This is a genomic window from Ammoniphilus sp. CFH 90114 (genome assembly GCF_004123195.1).
Taxonomy (GTDB): domain Bacteria; phylum Bacillota; class Bacilli; order Aneurinibacillales; family RAOX-1; genus YIM-78166.
On the sequence record NZ_SDLI01000005.1, the window covers coordinates 233,151 to 253,021 of the forward strand.

Annotated in this window: 24 protein-coding genes; 20 read left to right on the forward strand and 4 right to left on the reverse strand. The window is 41.2% G+C overall.

The features are described 5' to 3' along the window. Positions 1-67: 67 nt before the first annotated feature. From EIZ39_RS13420 to EIZ39_RS13475, 12 genes are all read left to right on the forward strand, one after another. Positions 68-1,951, forward strand: a complete 1,884-nt coding sequence (locus EIZ39_RS13420; RefSeq protein ID WP_129200492.1) for a PAS domain-containing sensor histidine kinase — start codon at positions 68-70, stop codon at positions 1,949-1,951. A gap of 216 nt (positions 1,952-2,167) precedes the next feature. Beyond that, positions 2,168-2,917, forward strand: coding sequence for a FadR/GntR family transcriptional regulator (locus EIZ39_RS13425; protein ID WP_129200493.1), 750 nt, complete (start codon positions 2,168-2,170; stop codon positions 2,915-2,917). Positions 2,918-2,984: 67 nt separating this feature from the next. Beyond that, positions 2,985-3,998, forward strand: coding sequence for a tripartite tricarboxylate transporter substrate binding protein (locus EIZ39_RS13430; protein ID WP_129200494.1), 1,014 nt, complete (start codon positions 2,985-2,987; stop codon positions 3,996-3,998). Positions 3,999-4,022: 24 nt separating this feature from the next. Then, positions 4,023-5,483, forward strand: coding sequence for a M81 family metallopeptidase (locus EIZ39_RS13435; RefSeq protein ID WP_129200495.1), 1,461 nt, complete (start codon positions 4,023-4,025; stop codon positions 5,481-5,483). A 25-nt stretch (positions 5,484-5,508) separates the two neighbouring features. Beyond that, positions 5,509-6,000: a tripartite tricarboxylate transporter TctB family protein gene (locus EIZ39_RS13440; RefSeq protein ID WP_129200496.1), complete on the forward strand. Its 492-nt coding sequence runs from the start codon at positions 5,509-5,511 to the stop codon at positions 5,998-6,000. 24 nt (positions 6,001-6,024) lie between these two features. Then, positions 6,025-7,527, forward strand: a complete 1,503-nt coding sequence (locus EIZ39_RS13445) for a tripartite tricarboxylate transporter permease (protein WP_129200497.1) — start codon at positions 6,025-6,027, stop codon at positions 7,525-7,527. A 112-nt stretch (positions 7,528-7,639) separates the two neighbouring features. Then, positions 7,640-7,867, forward strand: coding sequence for a hypothetical protein (locus EIZ39_RS13450; RefSeq protein WP_129200498.1), 228 nt, complete (start codon positions 7,640-7,642; stop codon positions 7,865-7,867). A 295-nt stretch (positions 7,868-8,162) separates the two neighbouring features. Then, positions 8,163-8,516 carry an aminoacyl-tRNA hydrolase gene (locus EIZ39_RS13455; protein ID WP_129200499.1) on the forward strand — a complete coding sequence of 118 codons (354 nt, stop codon included), beginning with the start codon at positions 8,163-8,165 and terminating at the stop codon, positions 8,514-8,516. 62 nt (positions 8,517-8,578) lie between these two features. After that, positions 8,579-9,226 (forward strand): aspartate/glutamate racemase family protein, encoded by a 648-nt coding sequence (locus tag EIZ39_RS13460; protein WP_129200500.1) that lies wholly within the window; start codon positions 8,579-8,581, stop codon positions 9,224-9,226. 132 nt (positions 9,227-9,358) lie between these two features. Continuing rightward, entirely contained in the window at positions 9,359-9,940 is a 582-nt protein-coding gene (locus tag EIZ39_RS13465) for a LytS/YhcK type 5TM receptor domain-containing protein (protein WP_129200501.1), read from the forward strand. A gap of 113 nt (positions 9,941-10,053) precedes the next feature. After that, positions 10,054-11,016 carry an NAD(P)H-dependent flavin oxidoreductase gene (locus tag EIZ39_RS13470; RefSeq protein WP_129200502.1) on the forward strand — a complete coding sequence of 321 codons (963 nt, stop codon included), beginning with the start codon at positions 10,054-10,056 and terminating at the stop codon, positions 11,014-11,016. Positions 11,017-11,143: 127 nt separating this feature from the next. Beyond that, positions 11,144-12,325: an O-antigen ligase family protein gene (locus EIZ39_RS13475; protein WP_129200503.1), complete on the forward strand. Its 1,182-nt coding sequence runs from the start codon at positions 11,144-11,146 to the stop codon at positions 12,323-12,325. A gap of 93 nt (positions 12,326-12,418) precedes the next feature. On the opposite strand, the gene EIZ39_RS13480 is transcribed toward EIZ39_RS13475, so the two are convergent. Next, positions 12,419-12,625, reverse strand: a complete 207-nt coding sequence (locus tag EIZ39_RS13480) for an asparagine synthase (protein WP_129200504.1) — start codon at positions 12,623-12,625, stop codon at positions 12,419-12,421. Positions 12,626-12,795: 170 nt separating this feature from the next. On the opposite strand from EIZ39_RS13480, the gene EIZ39_RS13485 reads away from it, so the two are divergent. The 8 genes from EIZ39_RS13485 to EIZ39_RS13520 all read left to right on the forward strand — a co-directional run bounded on the left by EIZ39_RS13485 (position 12,796) and on the right by EIZ39_RS13520 (position 17,659). Next, positions 12,796-13,224, forward strand: a complete 429-nt coding sequence (locus EIZ39_RS13485) for a MarR family winged helix-turn-helix transcriptional regulator (protein ID WP_164985086.1) — start codon at positions 12,796-12,798, stop codon at positions 13,222-13,224. A gap of 28 nt (positions 13,225-13,252) precedes the next feature. Continuing rightward, complete coding sequence (locus EIZ39_RS13490; protein WP_129200506.1) at positions 13,253-14,383, forward strand: MBL fold metallo-hydrolase; 1,131 nt, start codon at positions 13,253-13,255, stop codon at positions 14,381-14,383. A 5-nt stretch (positions 14,384-14,388) separates the two neighbouring features. After that, a complete protein-coding gene (locus EIZ39_RS13495; RefSeq protein WP_129200507.1) occupies positions 14,389-15,027 on the forward strand; it encodes a nitroreductase family protein in 639 nt (212 codons plus the stop codon). A 174-nt stretch (positions 15,028-15,201) separates the two neighbouring features. Further along, on the forward strand, positions 15,202-15,531 hold the full coding sequence (locus tag EIZ39_RS13500; protein WP_164985087.1) for a DUF1904 family protein: 330 nt from the start codon (positions 15,202-15,204) through the stop codon (positions 15,529-15,531). A 20-nt stretch (positions 15,532-15,551) separates the two neighbouring features. Continuing rightward, on the forward strand, positions 15,552-16,025 hold the full coding sequence (locus EIZ39_RS13505; protein WP_240675802.1) for a MarR family winged helix-turn-helix transcriptional regulator: 474 nt from the start codon (positions 15,552-15,554) through the stop codon (positions 16,023-16,025). A gap of 89 nt (positions 16,026-16,114) precedes the next feature. After that, the gene (locus EIZ39_RS13510; protein ID WP_129200647.1) at positions 16,115-16,729 is read left to right on the forward strand and encodes a LysE family translocator; all 615 of its coding nucleotides are present in this window, start codon (positions 16,115-16,117) and stop codon (positions 16,727-16,729) included. Positions 16,730-16,874: 145 nt separating this feature from the next. Further along, positions 16,875-17,099, forward strand: coding sequence for a hypothetical protein (locus EIZ39_RS13515; RefSeq protein WP_129200509.1), 225 nt, complete (start codon positions 16,875-16,877; stop codon positions 17,097-17,099). 68 nt (positions 17,100-17,167) lie between these two features. Next, a complete protein-coding gene (locus EIZ39_RS13520) occupies positions 17,168-17,659 on the forward strand; it encodes a fasciclin domain-containing protein (protein ID WP_129200510.1) in 492 nt (163 codons plus the stop codon). A gap of 186 nt (positions 17,660-17,845) precedes the next feature. On the opposite strand, the gene EIZ39_RS13525 is transcribed toward EIZ39_RS13520, so the two are convergent. Genes EIZ39_RS13525 through EIZ39_RS13535 form a run of 3 tightly spaced genes read right to left on the reverse strand, consistent with a single transcriptional unit; the run spans position 17,846 to position 19,870 of the window. Continuing rightward, positions 17,846-18,706, reverse strand: coding sequence for an ATP-binding cassette domain-containing protein (locus tag EIZ39_RS13525; RefSeq protein ID WP_129200511.1), 861 nt, complete (start codon positions 18,704-18,706; stop codon positions 17,846-17,848). Positions 18,707-18,721: 15 nt separating this feature from the next. Continuing rightward, complete coding sequence (locus tag EIZ39_RS13530) at positions 18,722-19,111, reverse strand: GntR family transcriptional regulator (protein ID WP_129200648.1); 390 nt, start codon at positions 19,109-19,111, stop codon at positions 18,722-18,724. An 18-nt stretch (positions 19,112-19,129) separates the two neighbouring features. After that, entirely contained in the window at positions 19,130-19,870 is a 741-nt protein-coding gene (locus tag EIZ39_RS13535; RefSeq protein WP_129200512.1) for a hypothetical protein, read from the reverse strand. Position 19,871 lies beyond the last annotated feature (1 nt).

A 19,871-nucleotide genomic window follows, 5' to 3' on the forward strand; every position in this document is an offset into this window, starting at 1 on the left:
CATTTCTAAAATTTCTGTATAAGTGTTAAACTTAGTTTACAAGTGACTATGGTGAGGAGGTGGGCGATTGAATCCAAAGATGAAAGATCAAAGTGAAATAGAGTTGTTAAAAAAAGAAAATGAAAAATTAAAGTTAGAACTGCAGACTTTCAAAGAACAAAATCAAAACTTAAGTTCAATCAGTAAAAAGTTTGAACAATTATTTAATAATATAACGGATGCAGTATATTATTTTAAAATCGATATAAATGGTATATCGGGGAAATTTATAGAAATTAATCGAATTGCCTATGAACGTTTAGGCTACACCAAAAATGAAATGCTAAACCTGTCCCCTTTTGAGATCGATATCCATGAAAACAAGGAAGTCCAGGAGATTCTTCAGAAGATATCTAACAATGAAACGACCACATTTGAAACTACTCACGTATGTAAAGACGGTACACGGATACCTGTTGAAAACAATACACATACTTTGGATGCTAAGGATGGAAAATTTATTCTTTCGGTCTGTAGGGATATTTCGGATAGGAAGGAAGCAGAAGATTCATTACATAGGCTTGAGTCCTTCTATAACCATAGTTCGGAAGGTATCGCTATATTTGATTTGTCTGGAAGGATTCTGCAAGCTAATCAAGCATTTGAAGTGATATTTGGTTATATGGAACACGAGGTAAAGGGTAAGCGCCTTCCTGTTACACCTGGTTTTTCGATGCAAGAAGCAGAATATCTTCTTAGGGAAACGTTAAAAGGAAATAATACGAAACAATTCGAAACCATCAAGCAAAGGAAAAATGGCGATTATATTACCGTAAGTATTACAATGTCTCCTATTCGCGATAAAAATACAGGTAAGATCAATGCCATGGCAGGAATTGTTAGAGATATTACACAACAGAAATCTGTTATGATTCAATTAGAATCTTTTATTCAAAATAACATAGATTCCATCCTGATCTTTGATAAAAGAGAAAAGCTACTAAGAGTGAATTCGGCATTTGAAAACGTTTTTGGTTGGGGGGCAGAGGAGCTATTAGGGCTCTCGATTAAGGAAATGCCAATTATCCCAAAAGAGAAAAGACAAGAGGTAGTCGATTTCACCCAAAGTATTAAAGCTGATAAAGGAATAAGAGGCTGCGAGTCCTATCGAATAAAAAAGGACGGAAGTAGGGTGGATGTCTTACTTACCACTTTCTCAGTAAAAAATGATCTGAATAAAAATATATGGCTTGTTGTTATTTTAAAGGATATAACAGAAAAGAAAAGAGCGGAAAAACTTCTGATCGACTCGGAGAAGCTGTCTGTAGCGGGTGAATTAGCTGCTAGTATCGCCCATGAAATTCGCAATCCGATCACAGCCATTAAGGGCTTCCTTCAACTCATGGATAAGAAAACAGAAAATCAGTCTTATTTTGAAATTATAGATAGTGAAATGAATAGAATTGAATTGATTCTAAATGAACTACTGCTGCTTGCTAAACCACAGGTTATAAAACTCGAAGAAAAAAATATTTGTATACCCCTAGAACAATCGATTGCCTTATTAAGTGCTCAAGCAAATATGAACAGTGTAGTGGTCAAGAACGATTACGAACCCGATGATTACATTCTATTGTGTGAAGAAAATCGATTAAAGCAGGTGTTTATTAACGTCATTAAGAACGCCATTGATGCTATGCCGAATGGAGGACAATTAACCATTCAACTCAGAAAATTAGATGAGATCGGCAAGCTGCTTATTCGCTTTATTGACCAGGGTTGCGGAATACCTCAGAATGTTCTCCTTAGGATAGGTGAACCTTTTTATACAACAAAAGAAAAAGGAACGGGTTTAGGGTTCATGGTCTGCAAAAGTATAATAGAAGATCACAACGGTGAAATAAACGTTTCTAGTGAAGTGAATAAAGGGACTACAGTAGAAATTACTTTGCCTCTTCCGCCCATCCTCTAACTACCTATAAAAAGAAGGACAGTTCCTAGGCTGTCCTTCTTTTTATTAATCCTCATTTTCCTCATTAAGACAATCAATTCAATAATTTTCCAGATTTCTTGTAGTCTTTAAGAATAATCGCTAATTGTGTCATTTTTCTTTTATTTTATTGGTAAAGCATGTTAAAATATTAAGAAAAATCTAACTTAATCAATATTTGTGAAAGGCAGGGATATCATGTTTCGTCCTATTAAATCACAAAGAATAGTAGATACCATTTTTAATCAGATCATGGATATGATCATTCAGCAGAAATTAAAGTCGGGAGACAAATTGCCGCCGGAACGGATCATTGCAGAAGAAATGCAGTGCAGTCGCTCAGCGGTAAGAGAAGCCTTGAAAATGTTGGAACATTCGGGAGTAGTACAAACGATACAAGGGGCCCAAGGAGGGTGCTTTGTAAAGGAGAGTAATTTGGATGGGGTCGCATCATCTATTACCTTACTGTATAAATTGGGTCAAGTGAGTATGATGGAGCTGATTGAAGTGAGGAAAATTCTGGAGGTGACTACGGCTGGAAAAGCAGCCAAGAGAATGACGCCTAATGAGCTTAATCAGATTAAGGAGAATGTTTGCCAGTTGCAGAAAAGTTATAAAGACAAAGCATTTATGATTCAAAACAATCGAGAATTCCATCGATTAATTGCTCAGTTTTCTGGTAATACCATGCTTCTTTTGTTAATGAATACGATTTTAGATTCCATTGACCATTCCGTAGAGCAGTTGATTACTACGGATGAGAATAGAGAAAAGGTGCTTCGTTCCCATATGAGGATTCTTGATGCATTTGAACGTAGAGATGAACAACTAGCTATGGAAGCGATGGAACAACATATTGGTGGAATGGAAAAAAATGTAGAAAACATGATAAAAGGGTTGAAAGTTAAAGATGAAGTAAATATAATAGAGACAGTTAAGAAAATTTAGATTATTTTAAATTAACTTCTTTGGTCAGACATTTAAAAGGTAGTAATTATGACAAGGAGGGGAATTGATGAAGTATCGTTCATTGCTATGTCTCATTGTGGGGATGATGTTAGTTGTTACGGCATGTGGTGGAGGGGGAACCCAATCTGCAACAGGAAATAGTGCAAGTCCAACTAGTGAATCCCAACCTAAGGCTGCTGAACCTTCCTATCCAACGAAGCCAGTTGAATTCATTATTCAGTATGGCGCAGGCGGAGGAACCGATTTATCGTATCGGGCAATACTGAAGAACATCGAAAAAGATTTTGGTAAAAGTATTGTGGTTAAGAATGTCGAAGGGGGCGGTGGAATTACAGGAATTACCCAGTTGTCAAAAGCTGACCCTAATGGCTATAGTGCGGGAGTAATTGCCGCTGGACAGATGGTACATGCTCCACTGTTTAAGGAAGTGCCGGTTTCCTTGGATGATTTTGTAGTGGCAGGGGCATTTGGAGAATTTCTCTATGGCATCATTGTTAAAGATGACGCACCTTACAATACTTTTGAGGAATTTGTTCAATATGTGAAGGATAACCCAGGCAAGCTGAATGCTTCCACAGTACCTGCTACGGTTTCGACGGTTCTCTATACATGGCTTAAGAGTGAATTCGGCCTAGAGTTTAATGAACTTCCTTTTAATTCATCTGCTGATTCAACGAAGGCTCTCCTTGATGGTAGTGCGGACTTCACTTTTGCTGTATCTTCCGGAACGAATCCTTTAATTGAATCGAAAGATGTAAAGTTGATCGCTTCCACTAGTAATTCCAGATGGCCGATTGCACCCGAGGTACCCACCCTATTAGAGCTAGGATATGAGAATGCAAGTATTCGCACGTTCCTTGGGATCGGTTTTCCGAAGGGGACGCCTGAAGATGTTACCTCCAAGTGGGAAGACGCAATCAAGAAAGCTCTAGAAGATCCAGAGGTCCAAGATCAATTTAAGAAGATGTCAGTAGAGCCTTCCTATATGAGTGCCGAAGAATTCAAGAAGAATCTTGAGGATTTAGATCATAACTTAAAACTTATGCTGGGTAAAAAATAAGCGACGAAAAGAGAGGACATAGCCGTGAGAGTTATCATTGGGCAAATTGTACATGAAACCAATACGTTTTCCACGGTGCTCGCAACGAAAAAGCACTTTCAGATGTCCGAATGGGACTTTCGGGAAGTTGTTTTAGAAAGACATCATGGCGTAAAGGATTACCTTGGAGGCATGATTGATGAAGCTGAAAGGTTAGGGATTCAGGTTATCCCTACCTTTTCCGCTTTTACACGTCCATCGGGTGTGATTGAAAGAGAAACCTATGAAGAATTAAAACGCGAATTTATCCAAACGATTCTAGATGCGGGAAACATCGATGCCATCTGCTTTAATCTGCATGGAGCAGGAGTAGCAGAACAGACCGAAGATATCGAGGGAGATTTGCTCGAAGAACTACGTAGGTGTCTGGGGAAGAGCATTCCTATCGTGATTACTCTGGACCTTCATGCGAATGTGACGGAAAAGATGGTTGAACACGCCGATATGTTGATTGGGGTAAAGGAGTATCCACATATTGATTCGTATGAGATAGGGATCAAGGCGATGCGTTGGACCGAGGCGATGGTAAAGGAGAAGATTCAGCCAACGATGCATTTTATTTCCTTACCCTTGATGATCCCACTTAGCACTTCGTTCACTTCTCCGGTGAAGGATATTAATGAAATTTGCCGTGGATGGGAAGAGATGTCAGACGTGATTGAGTGTTCCTTCTACCATGGCTTCCCTTATGCCGATATTGCTGAGGTTGGATGTTCCATTGTCACGATTACTCTGGGGGATCAGGAAAAGGCAAAAGAAATGGGCGAGAAGCTAGCGGATTACGTAATTAACGTGAGAAAAGATTTTTTTCCACCCATTTTATCTCCTCAAGCAGGGATCGTAGAAGCTCTGAAGGGGAAAGGATTCCCTGTGGTTCTCAATGAAACGTCTGACAATCCCGGGGGTGGAGCACCCGGTGATGGGACGCACCTACTGCGAGCCATGATAGAGTCTGGAGTAGCCCCAGCTTGTTTTGGAACGATTTTTGACCCGGAGACGGCTGAGCAGGCCCACCTTGCGGGAGTGGGGCAGTGGATCAGTGTGCGTCTTGGTGGCAAAATTGATCCGGTTCATGGAGCCCCTCTTGAAATGAGGGTATACGTTAAGTCTTTAACAGATGGTCAATATACCCAAAGTTCGCCCATGTGGACGGGGATGAAGGTCAATTTAGGTAAGTCAGCCAGACTGCAGGCCAATGGCATTGATATTGTTGTTTGTTCATGGAGATCTCAAGTGTTCGATGATCAAATCTTTAGACTTCACGGGATCTTTATTCAAGACTATAAAATTGTAGGATTAAAGTCTAGCAATCATTTTCGAGCCTTTTTTGGTAAGGTTACGGATTCTATTATCACGGTTAGCGCTCCAGGATGGAGCAGTGTGAATTTATCTGATTTTAGATACTGCAAGGTAGTTCGAAAGGTATACCCGTTTCATGAGATTTAACTTGGGAGTGTAAGGGGGGAAACACGTGAATCGAATATGGATGAATAAGGAAGTCATGAGTGGCGGGGGCCTTCTTGCCATATCGCTCATCTTAATGCTTTTAACTCCAACGCAAGTTCCGATTGAAGAAAATGGTTTAGCCCTTTCTCCACGATTTTTCCCCTATACAATCCTAAGTTTAATAGGACTGTTATCTATCTCCTTACTTATTCAAGGATTTAGAAATCGAGTAACAACGTTCAGTAAGGAACCTTCTAATACGACGGTTAAAGAGTTTTTGTTATTTGTGCTCGTGGCTGTTTTTATTCTATTGGCTGCACCGTATATTGGTTTTTCTTTTTCCAGTATGTTAGGAATTGCCCTAATCTATTGGATGGCAGGAATCAGAGGTTGGGTAAATTTATTAGTTCCTGCGATTTTAGTTCCCTTAGTAACGGATTTTATTTTTCGATACGCGCTACAGGTTTATTTGCCTCTTGGTTTTTGGGAACCGATCATAGATTCTTTTCTTTATTAGACGAGAAGAAAGGATGGCTCAGAAGTGGAACTCATTGTAGCAGCATTTCAGCATTTTTTCACATGGGATAATCTCATCCTGATTCCGATAGGGATCATCATTGGTCAAGTCCTAGGGGCGATTCCAGGGATGAGTTCCATGATGGCCATATCCGTGGCAATTCCGTTCACGTATTCCCTTTCTCCCGTGGCAGCCGTTACTTTACTCATGAGCTTTTACAAAGGAGCCTTAGCTGGCGGATCGATTTCCGCCATTCTGTTGGGGACACCGGGAACCGTTTCTGCAGCCGCTACAGTCATGGATGGATATCCGTTAGCGCAACAGGGAAAAGCTGGGAAAGCACTGCAAACAGCTCAAATTTCATCTGCTTTCGGCTCGCTTTTTGCGGATATTCTCCTGTTAACCTTAACCGGCTTCATGGCCCAGATTGCCTTGCTTTTGGCTTCTCCTGAATTGTTGTTAATCGTGATGTTCGCTTTAATGACGGTAGGGGCGTTTACCGCTGGCAATAAAATTCGCGGGATTCTTTCAGCCTTAATCGGGATCGGCCTGTCTCTTATAGGTCCCGATCCCACAACGGGTCTTCCACGGTATAGTTTCGGAATTTATGAGCTTGAAGAGTCCTTGCCTGTGATTCCTGTTTTACTGGGGTTATTAGCTTTATCTGAGATTTTATACAGTGTTTATAAGAAACAAATGCAATCTAAACAAGGACATTTGCCTCCTCCTCAGACGAAAGAAGATTCACGGATGACTTGGCAAGATTTCAAAAATTGTTTCCCTACGATTGTACAATCGAGCGCAATAGGTTCCTTTATTGGCATGATGCCGGGGTTGGGGCCTAGTATTGGAGGGTTTCTGTCGCATCGGGAAGCTAGAAGAACAGCTAAACAGCCCGAGAAGTTAGGGAAAGGGGCAGTCGAAGGCGTGGCCGCTGCGGAAGCCGGAAATAATTCCGTGTCGGGCTCTAATTTGATCCCAATGCTCAGTTTTGGTATCCCGGGAGATGCGGAGGCCGCGTTAGTGATGGGAGCCCTCATGCTTCACGGGATCTATCCCGGCCCTCAGCTCTTCGAAAACAATGGTCCGATGGTTTATGGACTGTTCTTTAGTTTGATCTTTTCTGACTTGGTTTTAATAATTATTGGACTATGGATTATCCGTTACATTGCCATACCGCTCACAAAGATTCCTACAAGATGGTTGTATCCTCTTATACTGGTTTTAATGTTGTATGGAACGTACGGTACTTCTCAGAACCTGTTTGATCTTTGGTTACTTGTTGTTTTTGGGATTATAGGTTTCCTGCTGAGGCTATTCCACTTTTCGATCCCAGCCCTTGTGATTGGTTTTATCTTAGGAAATCAATTAGAGGGATGGCTTCAGAGAACGGTAATTATGGCAGGAGACAATCCTTTTGAGTTGTTGCTTCGTCCAGGTATCATCGTGATTTTGGGAATCTTCTTGGTTGGGTATGTCATGATGAAACTAGTGGGCAAGAAGGTGGATCAGTCCATTGCATCATAATGATAAGGATGTCGTAAAGAGGGGGGCTATGTGCCCTTCTTTTTCTGTTGGTAAAGACTATCCTTGATTGGTTTATCCTGTTAAAATTTAGATATCGCTGGGAGGTGAACCAATGGGATATTGGATAGGTTATATCTTTTGGGCATTAATTATAGTTGCAGCCGTGTCAGTCGTTTACGGATTGTCTAAGAAGTCTTGGCAAGCCCTAGTTATTTGTGGAATAACGCTCTTACTCCCTATGCTTTATTTTGCAGGTGCAGAGAATTGGGTTAGATTACTTGGTTTGGTACCTCTGCTTCCATTTGTCCTTGCCTTTTATATAAGGAACAGGGCTCGATAACTTCACTCTTAAAAATCTGTTTAGTAAAGGCGGAGAACGTTAGCAGAGTTTGAAGCCCCGAAAATGGCGAGGCGACGATTTGAGGGTATCAAACGTGTCGAATGAGGCATGAAAATCGCGTGGCCCTGGTTTGAGGGTATCAAAGATGCGTTTTGAAACCCCGAAAATGTTGTGGTCCCGATTTGAGGGTGTCAAACGTGTCGAATGACGCCCTGAAAACCGCGTGGCCCGATTTGAGGGCCTCAAACCTCGAAGGCATTGCTGGAGCAAAATGTCATTTGCAAAAGGATGTTATATGAACCCTAGTCAAGAACTTGTTCAATACTATGTTGTTAATGAAGACCTGTCTATGTCCAAAGGAAAGATCGCCTCGCAAGTGGCTCATGCCGCTACGATAATGACTCTACATTGTCTGATTAATAGAGAACAATACCACAATGTATTTGAGTCTTGGTTAAAGATAGGGCAAAAGAAGGTTGTGCTAGGAGCTGCCGAAAAACAACTGCATCAGTTGATAGAGGAGGGCTTTCTTTTCATCCGCGACGGAGGGCGCACCGAGGTTCCTGAAGGCTCCGTAACGGTTGTAGTTTTGCCACCTATGGAAAAAGCACAAGCAAGAAAATTTATTGGTAGCTTGAAAGTGTTGTAGTCCATAGGTTGTGAACGAATGCTCCGATCGGTCGGACAATATCGTATGAGAGGAAGTCAAAGATGAAAATTGCATTTATCCATGCCACCACTACAGCAGTTGACCCTATTGACCAAGCTTTTCGTAAAGTAGCTCCAGAGGTATCTCGGCTTCATTTTATGGATACAGGATTACTTCCGATGATCCAAGAGAAAGGTTCGTTAACACCTTCGATCATCAATCGCTTTTCCCGTCTGGTTAATTTAGCGTTAGAATCAGATGTGGACGGGATTCAACTCACTTGTTCCGCTTTTAACGAGGTGACCGATGTCCTTCAACCCTTGTACGACGTGAAATTATTCAGATCAGATGAGGCTATGCTAGATGACGCCCTAACCTACCAAAAGATCGGATTGATCTCTACGGTTGAGGAAACACCGGCTGCATTAATCAGTTATTTAAAACGAAGAAAACCGGAGATTGAAGTTCATTCTCTAGTCAATACGGAAGCCTTTCGTTTCTTGCTTGAGGGAAAGCAGGTGGAGCATGATCAACGAATTATGGATATGACAGCAACATTAGAGAAAAGAGTTGATGTGATTGTACTTGCTCAATACAGCATGGCCCATGTGGCTGGTAAGATCCATACTCGTATTCCTATTTTGACCGCACCGGAAATGAGCGCCAGGCGCTGTGTTCAATATTTGAATTCGGACACCGATCATCTCTAAGATATCTCACAAGTTTTGATTGCTATTAAGTTCACAAAAAAGTCAACAAAATTTCCGAAAAGCTTAACACCTGCAAGCGGACAAATCCTTTAAAATAAACGTATCGTAGCTAGATGAGAGGATGATAGGTCCATGGCAGGTACGGCCAATTTAATACTAAATATTTTGTTTGCTCTGTTCCCGTTACTGTTTCTTCTATGTTCAAAGGATTTACTACATTCCGTACGAAAGTTGGGATTGGGAGTGGTTTGCTCTCTCTCTATTGTTCTTTGTATGCTCAATCCCTTTCATATTATTCCTGGCTATATATTGGATCTTCGAACCATTCCTCTCCTGATTGCCATTCTATATGGCGGATATATATCGGGAGCCCTGGCGAGCTCAACCTTGTATCTGTTCCGATTTTATCTCGGAGGTGAAGGGGTCTGGAATGTCCTCATTGTATATGGCGCTGTCATCGTCTTATTGTTCCTTCTCGTTCCTATCTATCAAGAATGGAATGAAGGAAAGAAGGTTATCAGCAGCACGTATATTGCCCTTATGACCTCTCTACTGGTAGTGATCAATACACATTTTCGAGAAGGGTTGCCTCTTGATGTATTAAATACTCTTACGGTATACGTTGTTCTTCACGGGTTCACCGCTTTTATCGCGATTGCTTCTATGGAAGCTTGGAGGGCAAGGGATAAGGAAGGACGCCGCGTCTACGTCTAAATATGAAAAACGGTGGGCTGGGTTAACCACCGTTTTTGAATTGTCTATTAAAGTGCCTTTTAAGTTCAAAATATGGTAAAATTTATCTATTCATACCTGGAAGGGGATCTTCAGTGAAAAATCGTATTTGTGAGTTACTAGACATTCGATATCCGATTATTGAAGGGGGTCTAGCTTATGTAGGTAACGGGGCTTTGGCAGCAGCGGTATCAAATGGGGGAGGATTCGGTGTGGTTGGTTCGGCTGGCAGGTCTCCGGAGGACTTTCGGGAACAAATTCGCCTTGCAGCTAAATTAACGGATAAGCCGTTTGGTGTCAACCTGCCCATCAGTGAGCACTCCAACCAGGAGCCATATATCCAGGCCATTCTGGACCATGCCCAACAGTTAAAAGCCGTAAGTATTTCTGCAGGCAACCCCAAACCACTCATTCCCTTATTTCAAGAAGCTGGTCTTAAAGTCATGGTGTATATTGCCTCCGTTAAACATGCAAAGAAGGCAGAACAGTTAGGTGCCGACCTTGTGATTGCTGAAGGGTTTGAAGCGGGAGGACATAACAGCCCGTTGGAGCTGACGTTATTTGCCCTGATCCCGCAGGTTTCTCAAGCTGTGAACATTCCGGTTGTTGCGGCCGGTGGTATAGCGAACGGACGCGGGATGGCAGCAGCCATGATGCTTGGAGCAGAAGGCATACAAATGGGCACTCGTTTCGTCGCCACTAGGGAATGTCAAGCCCACGACAACTACAAAAAGCTACTCGTAGATGCAACGGATGACAGCACCTTGGTCATGGCTCGCAGTATCGGGAACGTGTTCCGTGTAGCCAGATCTCCTTTTGCCGAGAAGGTTGTGGAATATGAGAAAACAGGCCCGACCGTTCAAGAGCTGTTACCGTATATTAAAGGCTCAAACAACAGAATTGCCGCTATTGAAGGCAAGATGCAAGAAGGATGGGTCAACTGCGGGCAGTCCGCAGGCATGATTGAATCGATTGAAAGTGCCGCAGATATTGTACAGAAAGTGGCCAAAGAAGCGATCGATGTATTGAATACCACTCGACTTCATTTTAACTTGTAGATGATATAGTCCTAATTAACTAAATAGATATATTTTTTTTTCGTCATTTATTGCTATTGCTATGAAAGCGCTTCGTGACTTATGTTGTTCTTATGAATAACTATAAGATGAAGGTGCTTTTTATATTATGAATATTGTTTTAAGTCTCATTGTTTACTCGCCTTATTTTGCCGTGCTGGCCGTTCTCTTTATAACCTATCTATACATAAAGAAAGGGAACTGGTCTTTGCGTCATCCATGGACGAATGGGTTACTGCTCCTATTTATCTGGTCTGTTTTCGTTGGGTTTGCGAATGATCAGGGAATGTATGTTACCTCATCCTTATTCCTCTTGGGGTATTTTTTCTTAAGTTTATATCTACAAGATCAATACCAAAGGGAAGAAGTGATTGAAAGACTATTATTATCGTTATTTTTCTTGTCTCTGGGGTCAGCTTTTATTGCCTTATTAGATAAAATCGGGATCATTACGTATGAACCGGCTTGGTGGAAATTATTGCTAGGTACGCGAAGTATTGCAGACATTGGTGATTACCAAAATTATAGGGTATCGGGAACGTTTAACAACCCGAATCTCGCAGGAACATGGTATGCTATTATGGTTTTAATAGGGTATTATTTTTTTCAGAGAAAAATCGGAATCACGAAATGGGTATATGCTATAAGTACGTTGGCCTTTGCTTTCACTCTTCTGATCACAGAATCTCGAGGTGCCGTGATTGGTCTTTTCCTTGGATTTGTGATATTCGCCTATTATTCTGGTCATAAGAGAAAAATGCTTTTCCTTACATTTCTCTTGTTAGGCCTTGTTGCCTTAATGCTGCACCAACCAGATTGGTTTCCAAGAGGAGAAATCCTGTTTTCATCCATTCGTGACCGTCAGGAGATCTGGCTCAGTACGTTTGAGATGTTTCAGAAAAAACCTGTAACCGGATGGGGCCTCTTAGGGATTTATTTGGCTGACCGTACGGTCTACGATTATCTGCGCGTATTTCATGCACACAACATCCTTCTTACATTAGCTACAACTCTAGGGGTTGTTGGATTGTTTGTCTTCTTTTATATGATGTGGTCTTTGTTGCAAGAGATCCGGGTCTTGTTTCAGGCGAACTGCAGATTAACTCCCTTGTTAAGCGGAATGCAAGCAATGATCTTGGGGCAGGGTGTTTTTGATTTTACGATTATGAGTCCACAAATTTGCGTACTCTTTATTGGGTCAGCAGCCATGATCGGTGGATTGGCTAGAACCTACAGGCAAATTACAGGAAGCTCTGTTTTATGGGGACAAAGAGAGTTTAAGAAGGTGTAGTTGGAGCAGTGTATCTTTACTGTTACCTTCCACAGAATTTTAGGAGACGAAAAACACATCTAGAGCTAGATGTGTTTTTCTTTTTGACCACAACTACTTTAAGTTTAATAACTTTTCAAAGTCTAAGTCGGTAGGTTCCGCATGATGTTCAACGAGATCAATACCCCCGAGTACCACGTGAGCAAGTCCAAATCCCATCACGGCTGCCCCTAGAGCGGGGTTGACTCCACGCAGTGCATAACCGGTTCCTGTGACAACGGTACCTAATACGGTAGGAACTAATCCTTCGCGAATTTGCATTTTCCATACCTCCATTAGAAGTAGATGATGGTCCAATGTTTAGTATGGATTGAAGGATCAGTTAATATTACTTTGCATCTTAGATCATAAGTCGATATAATGTATACTAGTAAATAGTTTAGTACTAAGATATTTACTGATCACTTATAAGGTAGAAGGACATGATAAATATGAATAACGATAAAAAATTGGATCTGCAGGATATACAGCAAATGTTCACGGCCCTAACGAAGAAGGGGGCGTATGAGTGGAATCAGCTAAATCAAACGGATTTATATATTACTCATGTTTTAATATTGCAATTGTTAGAGGAGAAAGGTCGACAACGTCCAACAATCCTTGCAGAAGAACTGCAAATTACAACGGGAGGAATAACCGGTTTAACCAATAAGCTGGTAAAAGAAGGCCTAATTCGAAGAAGCATGAGCGAACAGGATCGAAGAGTGATCTTCCTAGAGATTACGGATCAGGGAAAAGAGGTATTAACAAAGGTGATCAAGCAGAAAGAGAATTTGACGGAAAAGCTTTTTGGAAGCCTGACTGATACAGATGTAAAAGAGTTAAAAAGAATTCTTCAACTACTTTTAAAAAGCTCATAACAAGAAGAATGCTGGAGGTATTAAGCCTATGATTATTCTGACTACTGTAATCTTGGTCATTCTGACTGGCTATCTCTTTTTGACCTATTATCCAGCCTTTGGCGGAAGGGGGTTTAAGGAGAGGATGAAGCGTTCAGTGAATTATTCGAACGGAAAGTTCGTGAATATGGTTCCGACTCCGATGGAGATGAACGCGGGAACAATGGTTAGTTTAGTGAGAGACTATATAAAAGGAAATCCTAATCGCCGGCCGAAACAATTGATTCCTATGAAGAAGCCCGCGATTCTCTTAACTAACCCGGATAAACATCAACCTACCATCACTTGGCTGGGTCATTCCGCTTTTATACTAGAGATCAATGGGAAGAGATTATTGCTAGATCCTATGCTCGGTATGGCCCCTTCGCCTCTTCCCTCGATTGGAGGGAAGAGATATAGTGAAAAACCTCCGGTTGAGGTGGAAGATATCCCGCCCATCGATGCAGTCCTCTTGTCTCACGATCACTATGACCATTTAGACTATGGCACAATCTTAAAACTAAAACCAAAGGTCAGAACCTTTATTACTCCTCTCGGAGTTGGAGCACACCTTGAGCGTTGGGGAGTTGATCCGTCCAAGATTATTGAACTTGATTGGTGGGAGGAATGGGAGTTTGAAGGGATCCTGCTGGCCTGCACACCAGCTCGCCATTTTTCCGGCCGAAGTATAGGGGACCGTAATACTACGCTTTGGTGCTCGTGGGTCATCGAGTTTCCCCAAGCCAGGCTTTACTTTAGCGGGGACAGTGGATATGGGCCACATTTCAAGGAGATCGGGGAACGGTATGGTCCCTTTGATCTTACCATGATGGAATGCGGACAGTATGACGAGCGATGGAGAAATATCCATATGATGCCGGAAGAAACGGTTCAAGCTCACCTAGATGTTAAGGGAAGAGTCCTAATCCCTATCCATTGGGGCGCTTTTACCTTGTCCTTACATGATTGGACAGATCCGATTGAACGCGTAAGCCAAGCGGCGAAGGAGAAGGGAGCGGTGCTTTCCACTCCTCCAATGGGAGAAACCATTCCCATTTATTCTGCTCGTTACTCACAGTCTCGTTGGTGGGTTTCGACGGATTATCCTTTAAAAGAAAAACAACTTATAGAGGGGAATTGAGTGATATGAAGTCGTCACAGGATTCACATTTATTGATACCCAATATCCTCACCTCAAGAAAGAGCATACAGAAGTTTCAAGGTGGTATACGATTATCGGAGGAGCTGTTGGCTGAGCTTATACGTTTGGCCACTTATGCTCCATCGACTTGGAATCTACAGCATTGGCGCTTTATGGTAATCCAAAACCAAGATCGAAAAAAAAGATTGTTTCCGATTGTCTACGACCAGCAACAGATTATTGACTGTTCTGTGGCTTTTCTGGTACTAGGGGATACGCAAGCTCATACGAAGGCTGAAAAAATAGTCAACCAGGCATTTAGACAGGGGCACTGTACCGCACAAATGAAAGAGGAACAAATCAAAGCGATCCAAGAGGCCTATCTGGAGGCAGGACCCGAATTTCGTAAAGAGGAAGCGATTCGAAATGCATCCTTAGCGGCTATGCAGTTGATGCTTGCCTGCCGGGATAAAGGACTCGACACCAGTATTCTTCGCTTCAAAACGGAAGAGATAAGACAAGAATTAAACATTCCAAGTCGATATATTCCGGTCATGTGTATTTGCGTCGGCTACGCGGCACGTGCACCGAAACCTTCCTTACGCTTGCCGATTGAGGAGATTATGATTGAGGAGACGTTTTAAGAAGACTGTTAAGACAGTCTTCTTTTTTATGTCTTTGATTCACAGGTTTTATAAAAATAGTTTTCAGACACACTCTTTTGTGATATTATTTCGTACAGAAAACATTGTTTTGACAATGATTGTATTAACATTAGATCCAGTGATAAACCTTATTTGTCAGAGAGGAAGATGAGGATGCCTTACCTCCGTTTTAATGGATTCACCACGGAAGAGTTAACAAGTCTCATTCCTAAAATAACTCAAGTCTTCGCGATAACAGCGGATATTGAAGAAGGAAAGGTCAAAGTGGAGCTTTGTCAAAGGGACAGCTTGACTCATAACCCACGATATTTAGAGATTCTGATGTTTCAACGAAGTCAGGATAAGCACGACCGTATTGTAGCGGATTTGCATGAATTATTAGAAAGCGGGGGATTCAAGGATACCCATATCTTCTACATGATTCTGGATCCAAAACTCTACTATAAGAATGGCAAGCCTCTTACTGGATATGTCGTTCAATAATATTTCGTGCAGAAAATATCTTGTTCACGAAAGAAGGTTTGAAGGGAGGGATTACACTGAGTAAAGCGACGGTATTAAGAGAGCTGATGAAAAAGCTGAACAAATCCTTTGAACTGGCCGTCACCAGAGAGTTAGCGGAATATGGGATTACACTCCCTCAACTGTTAGTTTTGCGGAGGATCACAAATGGTCCCCAGACGATTGGAGATATCAGTAAGGCCATTAATTTATCTTACAGTACGGTTTCTGGAATTATTGATCGTCTTGAAAGAGAAAAGTGGGTCAAGAGAGTAAAGGATATGAAAGATCGTCGGGTCGTCTGGATTCAAACGACGGAGAAAGTAGAAGAAATCAGAAAACAAGTACCTGCTTTTCAGGAAAGCTATTATGCAAGTATGTTTGAAGAACTGACCGAGGAGGAGATGGATCAAATCATTCAATCACTAGAGTTACTTACGAAAACAATAGATAAGAAGGTTGGTGAGAAATCATGAAAAGAAAACTCATACTTTATGCTATTTTGATCCTCATGGTTGTAAGCGGAGGAGGCATTGGAGCGTATTATTGGTACCAAGGGGCCCATATGCTAACCTTTATATTTGTGGTGCTCATGTTATTTCTCATCCCAGGACCAGCGGTTTTGCTAACCGTATCCCAAACGGCAAGAGGAGGAAGGAAAGCTGGACTTCTAACAGGGATCGGGATTGCTGTGGGAGATTTAATCCACACCATTGTAGCAGTTCTTGGACTTTCAGCGATCCTCATGACTTCTTCTCTTGCTTTTGAGATCGTTAAATATCTGGGGGCTCTATACTTAGTCTACTTAGGAATTTGTGCTTTTCTTGAAAGAACGGACAAACAAGAAAGTCAGGTAAAAAGAGAGTTGAATCCTGCATCGTCCTTTTATCAGGCAATTCTCATTGAATTGCTAAATCCAAAAACAGCGCTATTTTTCTTAGCTTTTCTGCCGCAATTTGTCCGAGCTGATGGATTTCCTGTTATTATTCAGCTTTTGATCCTTGGATTGACCTTTGTGTTGATGAGCATTATGTACACCACGATCCTTGTTTTCCTCATAAGTTCATTAGGTACGAAATGGATTCAAAAGAATTCTATGTTTGCACGTTGGCAAGGAAAAATCGTGGGTTCCGTATACGTAGGGTTAGGTTTGAAATTAGCTTTTGAAAAGAGGGTATAGGCATGAAAATTTGGAAACAGCCGACCTATATGATTCATAGTGTGGATGAATTAAGACAAAAACTTATCCAATAGACACTTCGTATGGTCTAAAAAAAGGAGGGGAACCTAAAAAAAGTTTATTAATTGCGGGAGAGGATTTATCTATGGCGGACATTGATGACATTTCTTCAAGACTAATCATCACTCTCCAAGAAAGAGGGTGTGAAATAACCAAAGAAAATGGGGCAGCGAACGCTATTATTATCGCGATTGCGGAAGCGTATCATCTTGGAATCGAGAAAGGGATACGGTCCGGAAAAATTGAGATGATTGAATTGATGGATATGCAAATCAATGATGTGAAAAGTAAACTCCTAGATCATTTGTAGATTTTATGGATAAAAGTGTAAAAAAAATGAATACTACCTTTTAGACAAATTAAAAGGAGGTATTGTTAATGGAAAAGAGAAAGTTTGGGTTAGTTTTGTTGATGATCATGATGGTTTTATCCTTCTCAGCGGGAGCGTTCGCAGAGGAGCAAGGTGTTAAAAAGGACATTGTTGATACGGCGATAGAAGCTGGGAATTTTAATACATTGGCAGCTGCTTTAAAAAAGGCTGGTTTGGTTGACACATTGAAAGGCAAAGGTCCATTCACCGTGTTTGCTCCAACAGATGAGGCCTTTAATAAATTATTAAAGAAGCTAGATATTACCGCAGAAGAATTGTTAGCAAGAAAAGACTTAAAGGATATTCTGCTGTACCATGTTGTACCAGGTAAGGTCATGTCTGGTGATCTCAAAGACGGAATGAAAGTAGAGACTTTGGCTAAGAAGAAAGTGAAAATATCACTTAATCCTACTAAAGTGAACAAAGCAAATGTAATAAAGCCAGACATCGAGGCTTCTAATGGTGTAATCCATGTAATTGATGAGGTATTATTGCCATAAGAGGGCAAGATCAAAATGAACCGGAAAAGTTTCTGTTATTTCTCTTTATAAGAAGAGGATAAATAGCGGAGCGTCTTCCGGTTCTTTTATTGTCAGAATCTAACTATGAAACTTTGGAACCTTGGGAGTTTTATAACAATGACTCGATATAGGGTGCAAGATCCATCTAAACAGTCATTATATGGGTTAGGTTGTTAGATTCTCGACTACTTCTTCTAATGTAAGCCGTTGAATTTGATTTATCGTAATTTGTTGGTTTTTTAATTCCATTTCAAGAGCAGATAAATGATTTGTTACGATTTCTGGAGGATTCATTGAAGTACTGATAACATGGGCATGATCCAGAAGGCTATCCGTAACTTGAGACACGCTCACTCTAGCCCAATGTTCACGTACATCATCCTTATTAAAGGTGAGTACGATTTTTCCTTCTTCTATGACTGCGATGTAATCGGATAATTGTTCCACTTCATCGGCAATATGTGTAGCGATTAAAATGCTTCTTTCTCCATCCTCCATATAGTTCAGTAAATCTTCCTTCATTTTCCGTTGGGAAACCATATCCATACCGGCAGAAGGTTCATCAAGCACTAATAACTGGGAGTCGTAACATAAGGAGAAGATGAACTCTACCTTTTTTCTCGTACCTGTTGAACCGTGTTCATATTTCATATTTTCATCAATCTGGTACCGCGAAAGGTAATGTAAATAACGCTGATGATCCCAAGTGGGATACCAATAGGAGATGAGAGAAGACAGTTCCTTAATGCTTAAATGACGATAGGGTTCAAGCTTGTCGCCTACATAGCCAATTTTTTGCTTCAACGCCGTCTCGTTCTCTGAGAAGTTTTCGCCAAAGGCGTAAATCGTGCCACTATCTGCTTTCAGAACATTCATCAGGACTCGAAGAAAGGTACTTTTTCCAGATCCATTCGCTCCTATGAGGGCAACGATGGTCCCCTTTTCGACTATGAGATCAAGGGGTCCTAGACTGAAATTTTTAAGCTTCTTAGTTAAACCTGTTATTGTTAGTGCAGAGGTTTCCATAGTTATCCTTCCTGTCTATTTAAGATAATGGAGGTCGAGCACTTCATTGAAAATAGAACGAATCTCATCCTCCGAAAACCCGAGTTGCTTTCCTTGTTCCAACACTTTTTGAAATCCCTCATGTACGACTTTTTTCTTCGTCCGATCTTTGGTTTCTCTTTCAATATTGATTACAAAAGTGCCTTTGCCTTGAATCGTTTTGATGAAACCGCTGCTCTCTAAATTCTGATAAGCTTTCCTTGTGGTTATCACGCTGCAAGCTAACTCACTTGCCAAGATCCGTATGGAAGGAAGGGGAGTGCCTGGTGGAATCTGACCGCCGACGATGAGTGCTTTAATTTGTGTTTCAATCTGATGGTATATCGGTTCCCGGCTTTCTTCGGAAACCCGTATCGGTAACTTCATCATCCCTCCTCCGATCCTTTAATAATAATCTCTTTTCATTAAACGATGGGTTAGTATCTTGTTCCAACCCGTACAGGCGGTAACACCTATAAGAAGGGAGAGGAGGGCAAGGCTCCAACCGTTAGACTTAACCCCAACTAAAATCAGTTCAACAATGCCTAGGTCGAATACTTTATAAGAAGTGGTAATCGTAATAGCTAGAATGCCTAAAAAAAGAAAGGGAGTTAGATGCAAGACTTTGCCACTGGTACCATACTCAATATAAGGATTGAGTCCCCCTATTGCAAGGGAGCAGCCAAACCAAAAAACAATGAAAACCATAAATTCCACTGGTGAAATGAGTTGGTAAAATCCTTCTGGTAAGGCTACCGCAAGGGTGCTATAAAAGGTAATTGACATGACAACTAACGTGATTAACATCATCAGTGTACGGCTTAGTGACAGCACAGGAACCGGAATGGGCAAGGATCGCAACATAGCCATTCTTTTACTGAAAGGGTCCTCTTTTATCGCTCTGAAGCTCAGGTAAGGTCCAGAAATAAAAATGGTACCTAAATAAACGGTGATATTGACGAAAATGATATCTAATAAAATATGATTATACTGCACCATTTCTGTACCGAACATCTTTTTCGCAGATTTATCAAGCAGAACCGATGTGATTAAAGCAAAAAACATGGTGCCAAATAGGGTAAATAGAAGCAAGATCCGATGATGTTTGATTTCCTTTTTCGCTAGCCAAATAGCCTGTTGCAGCATA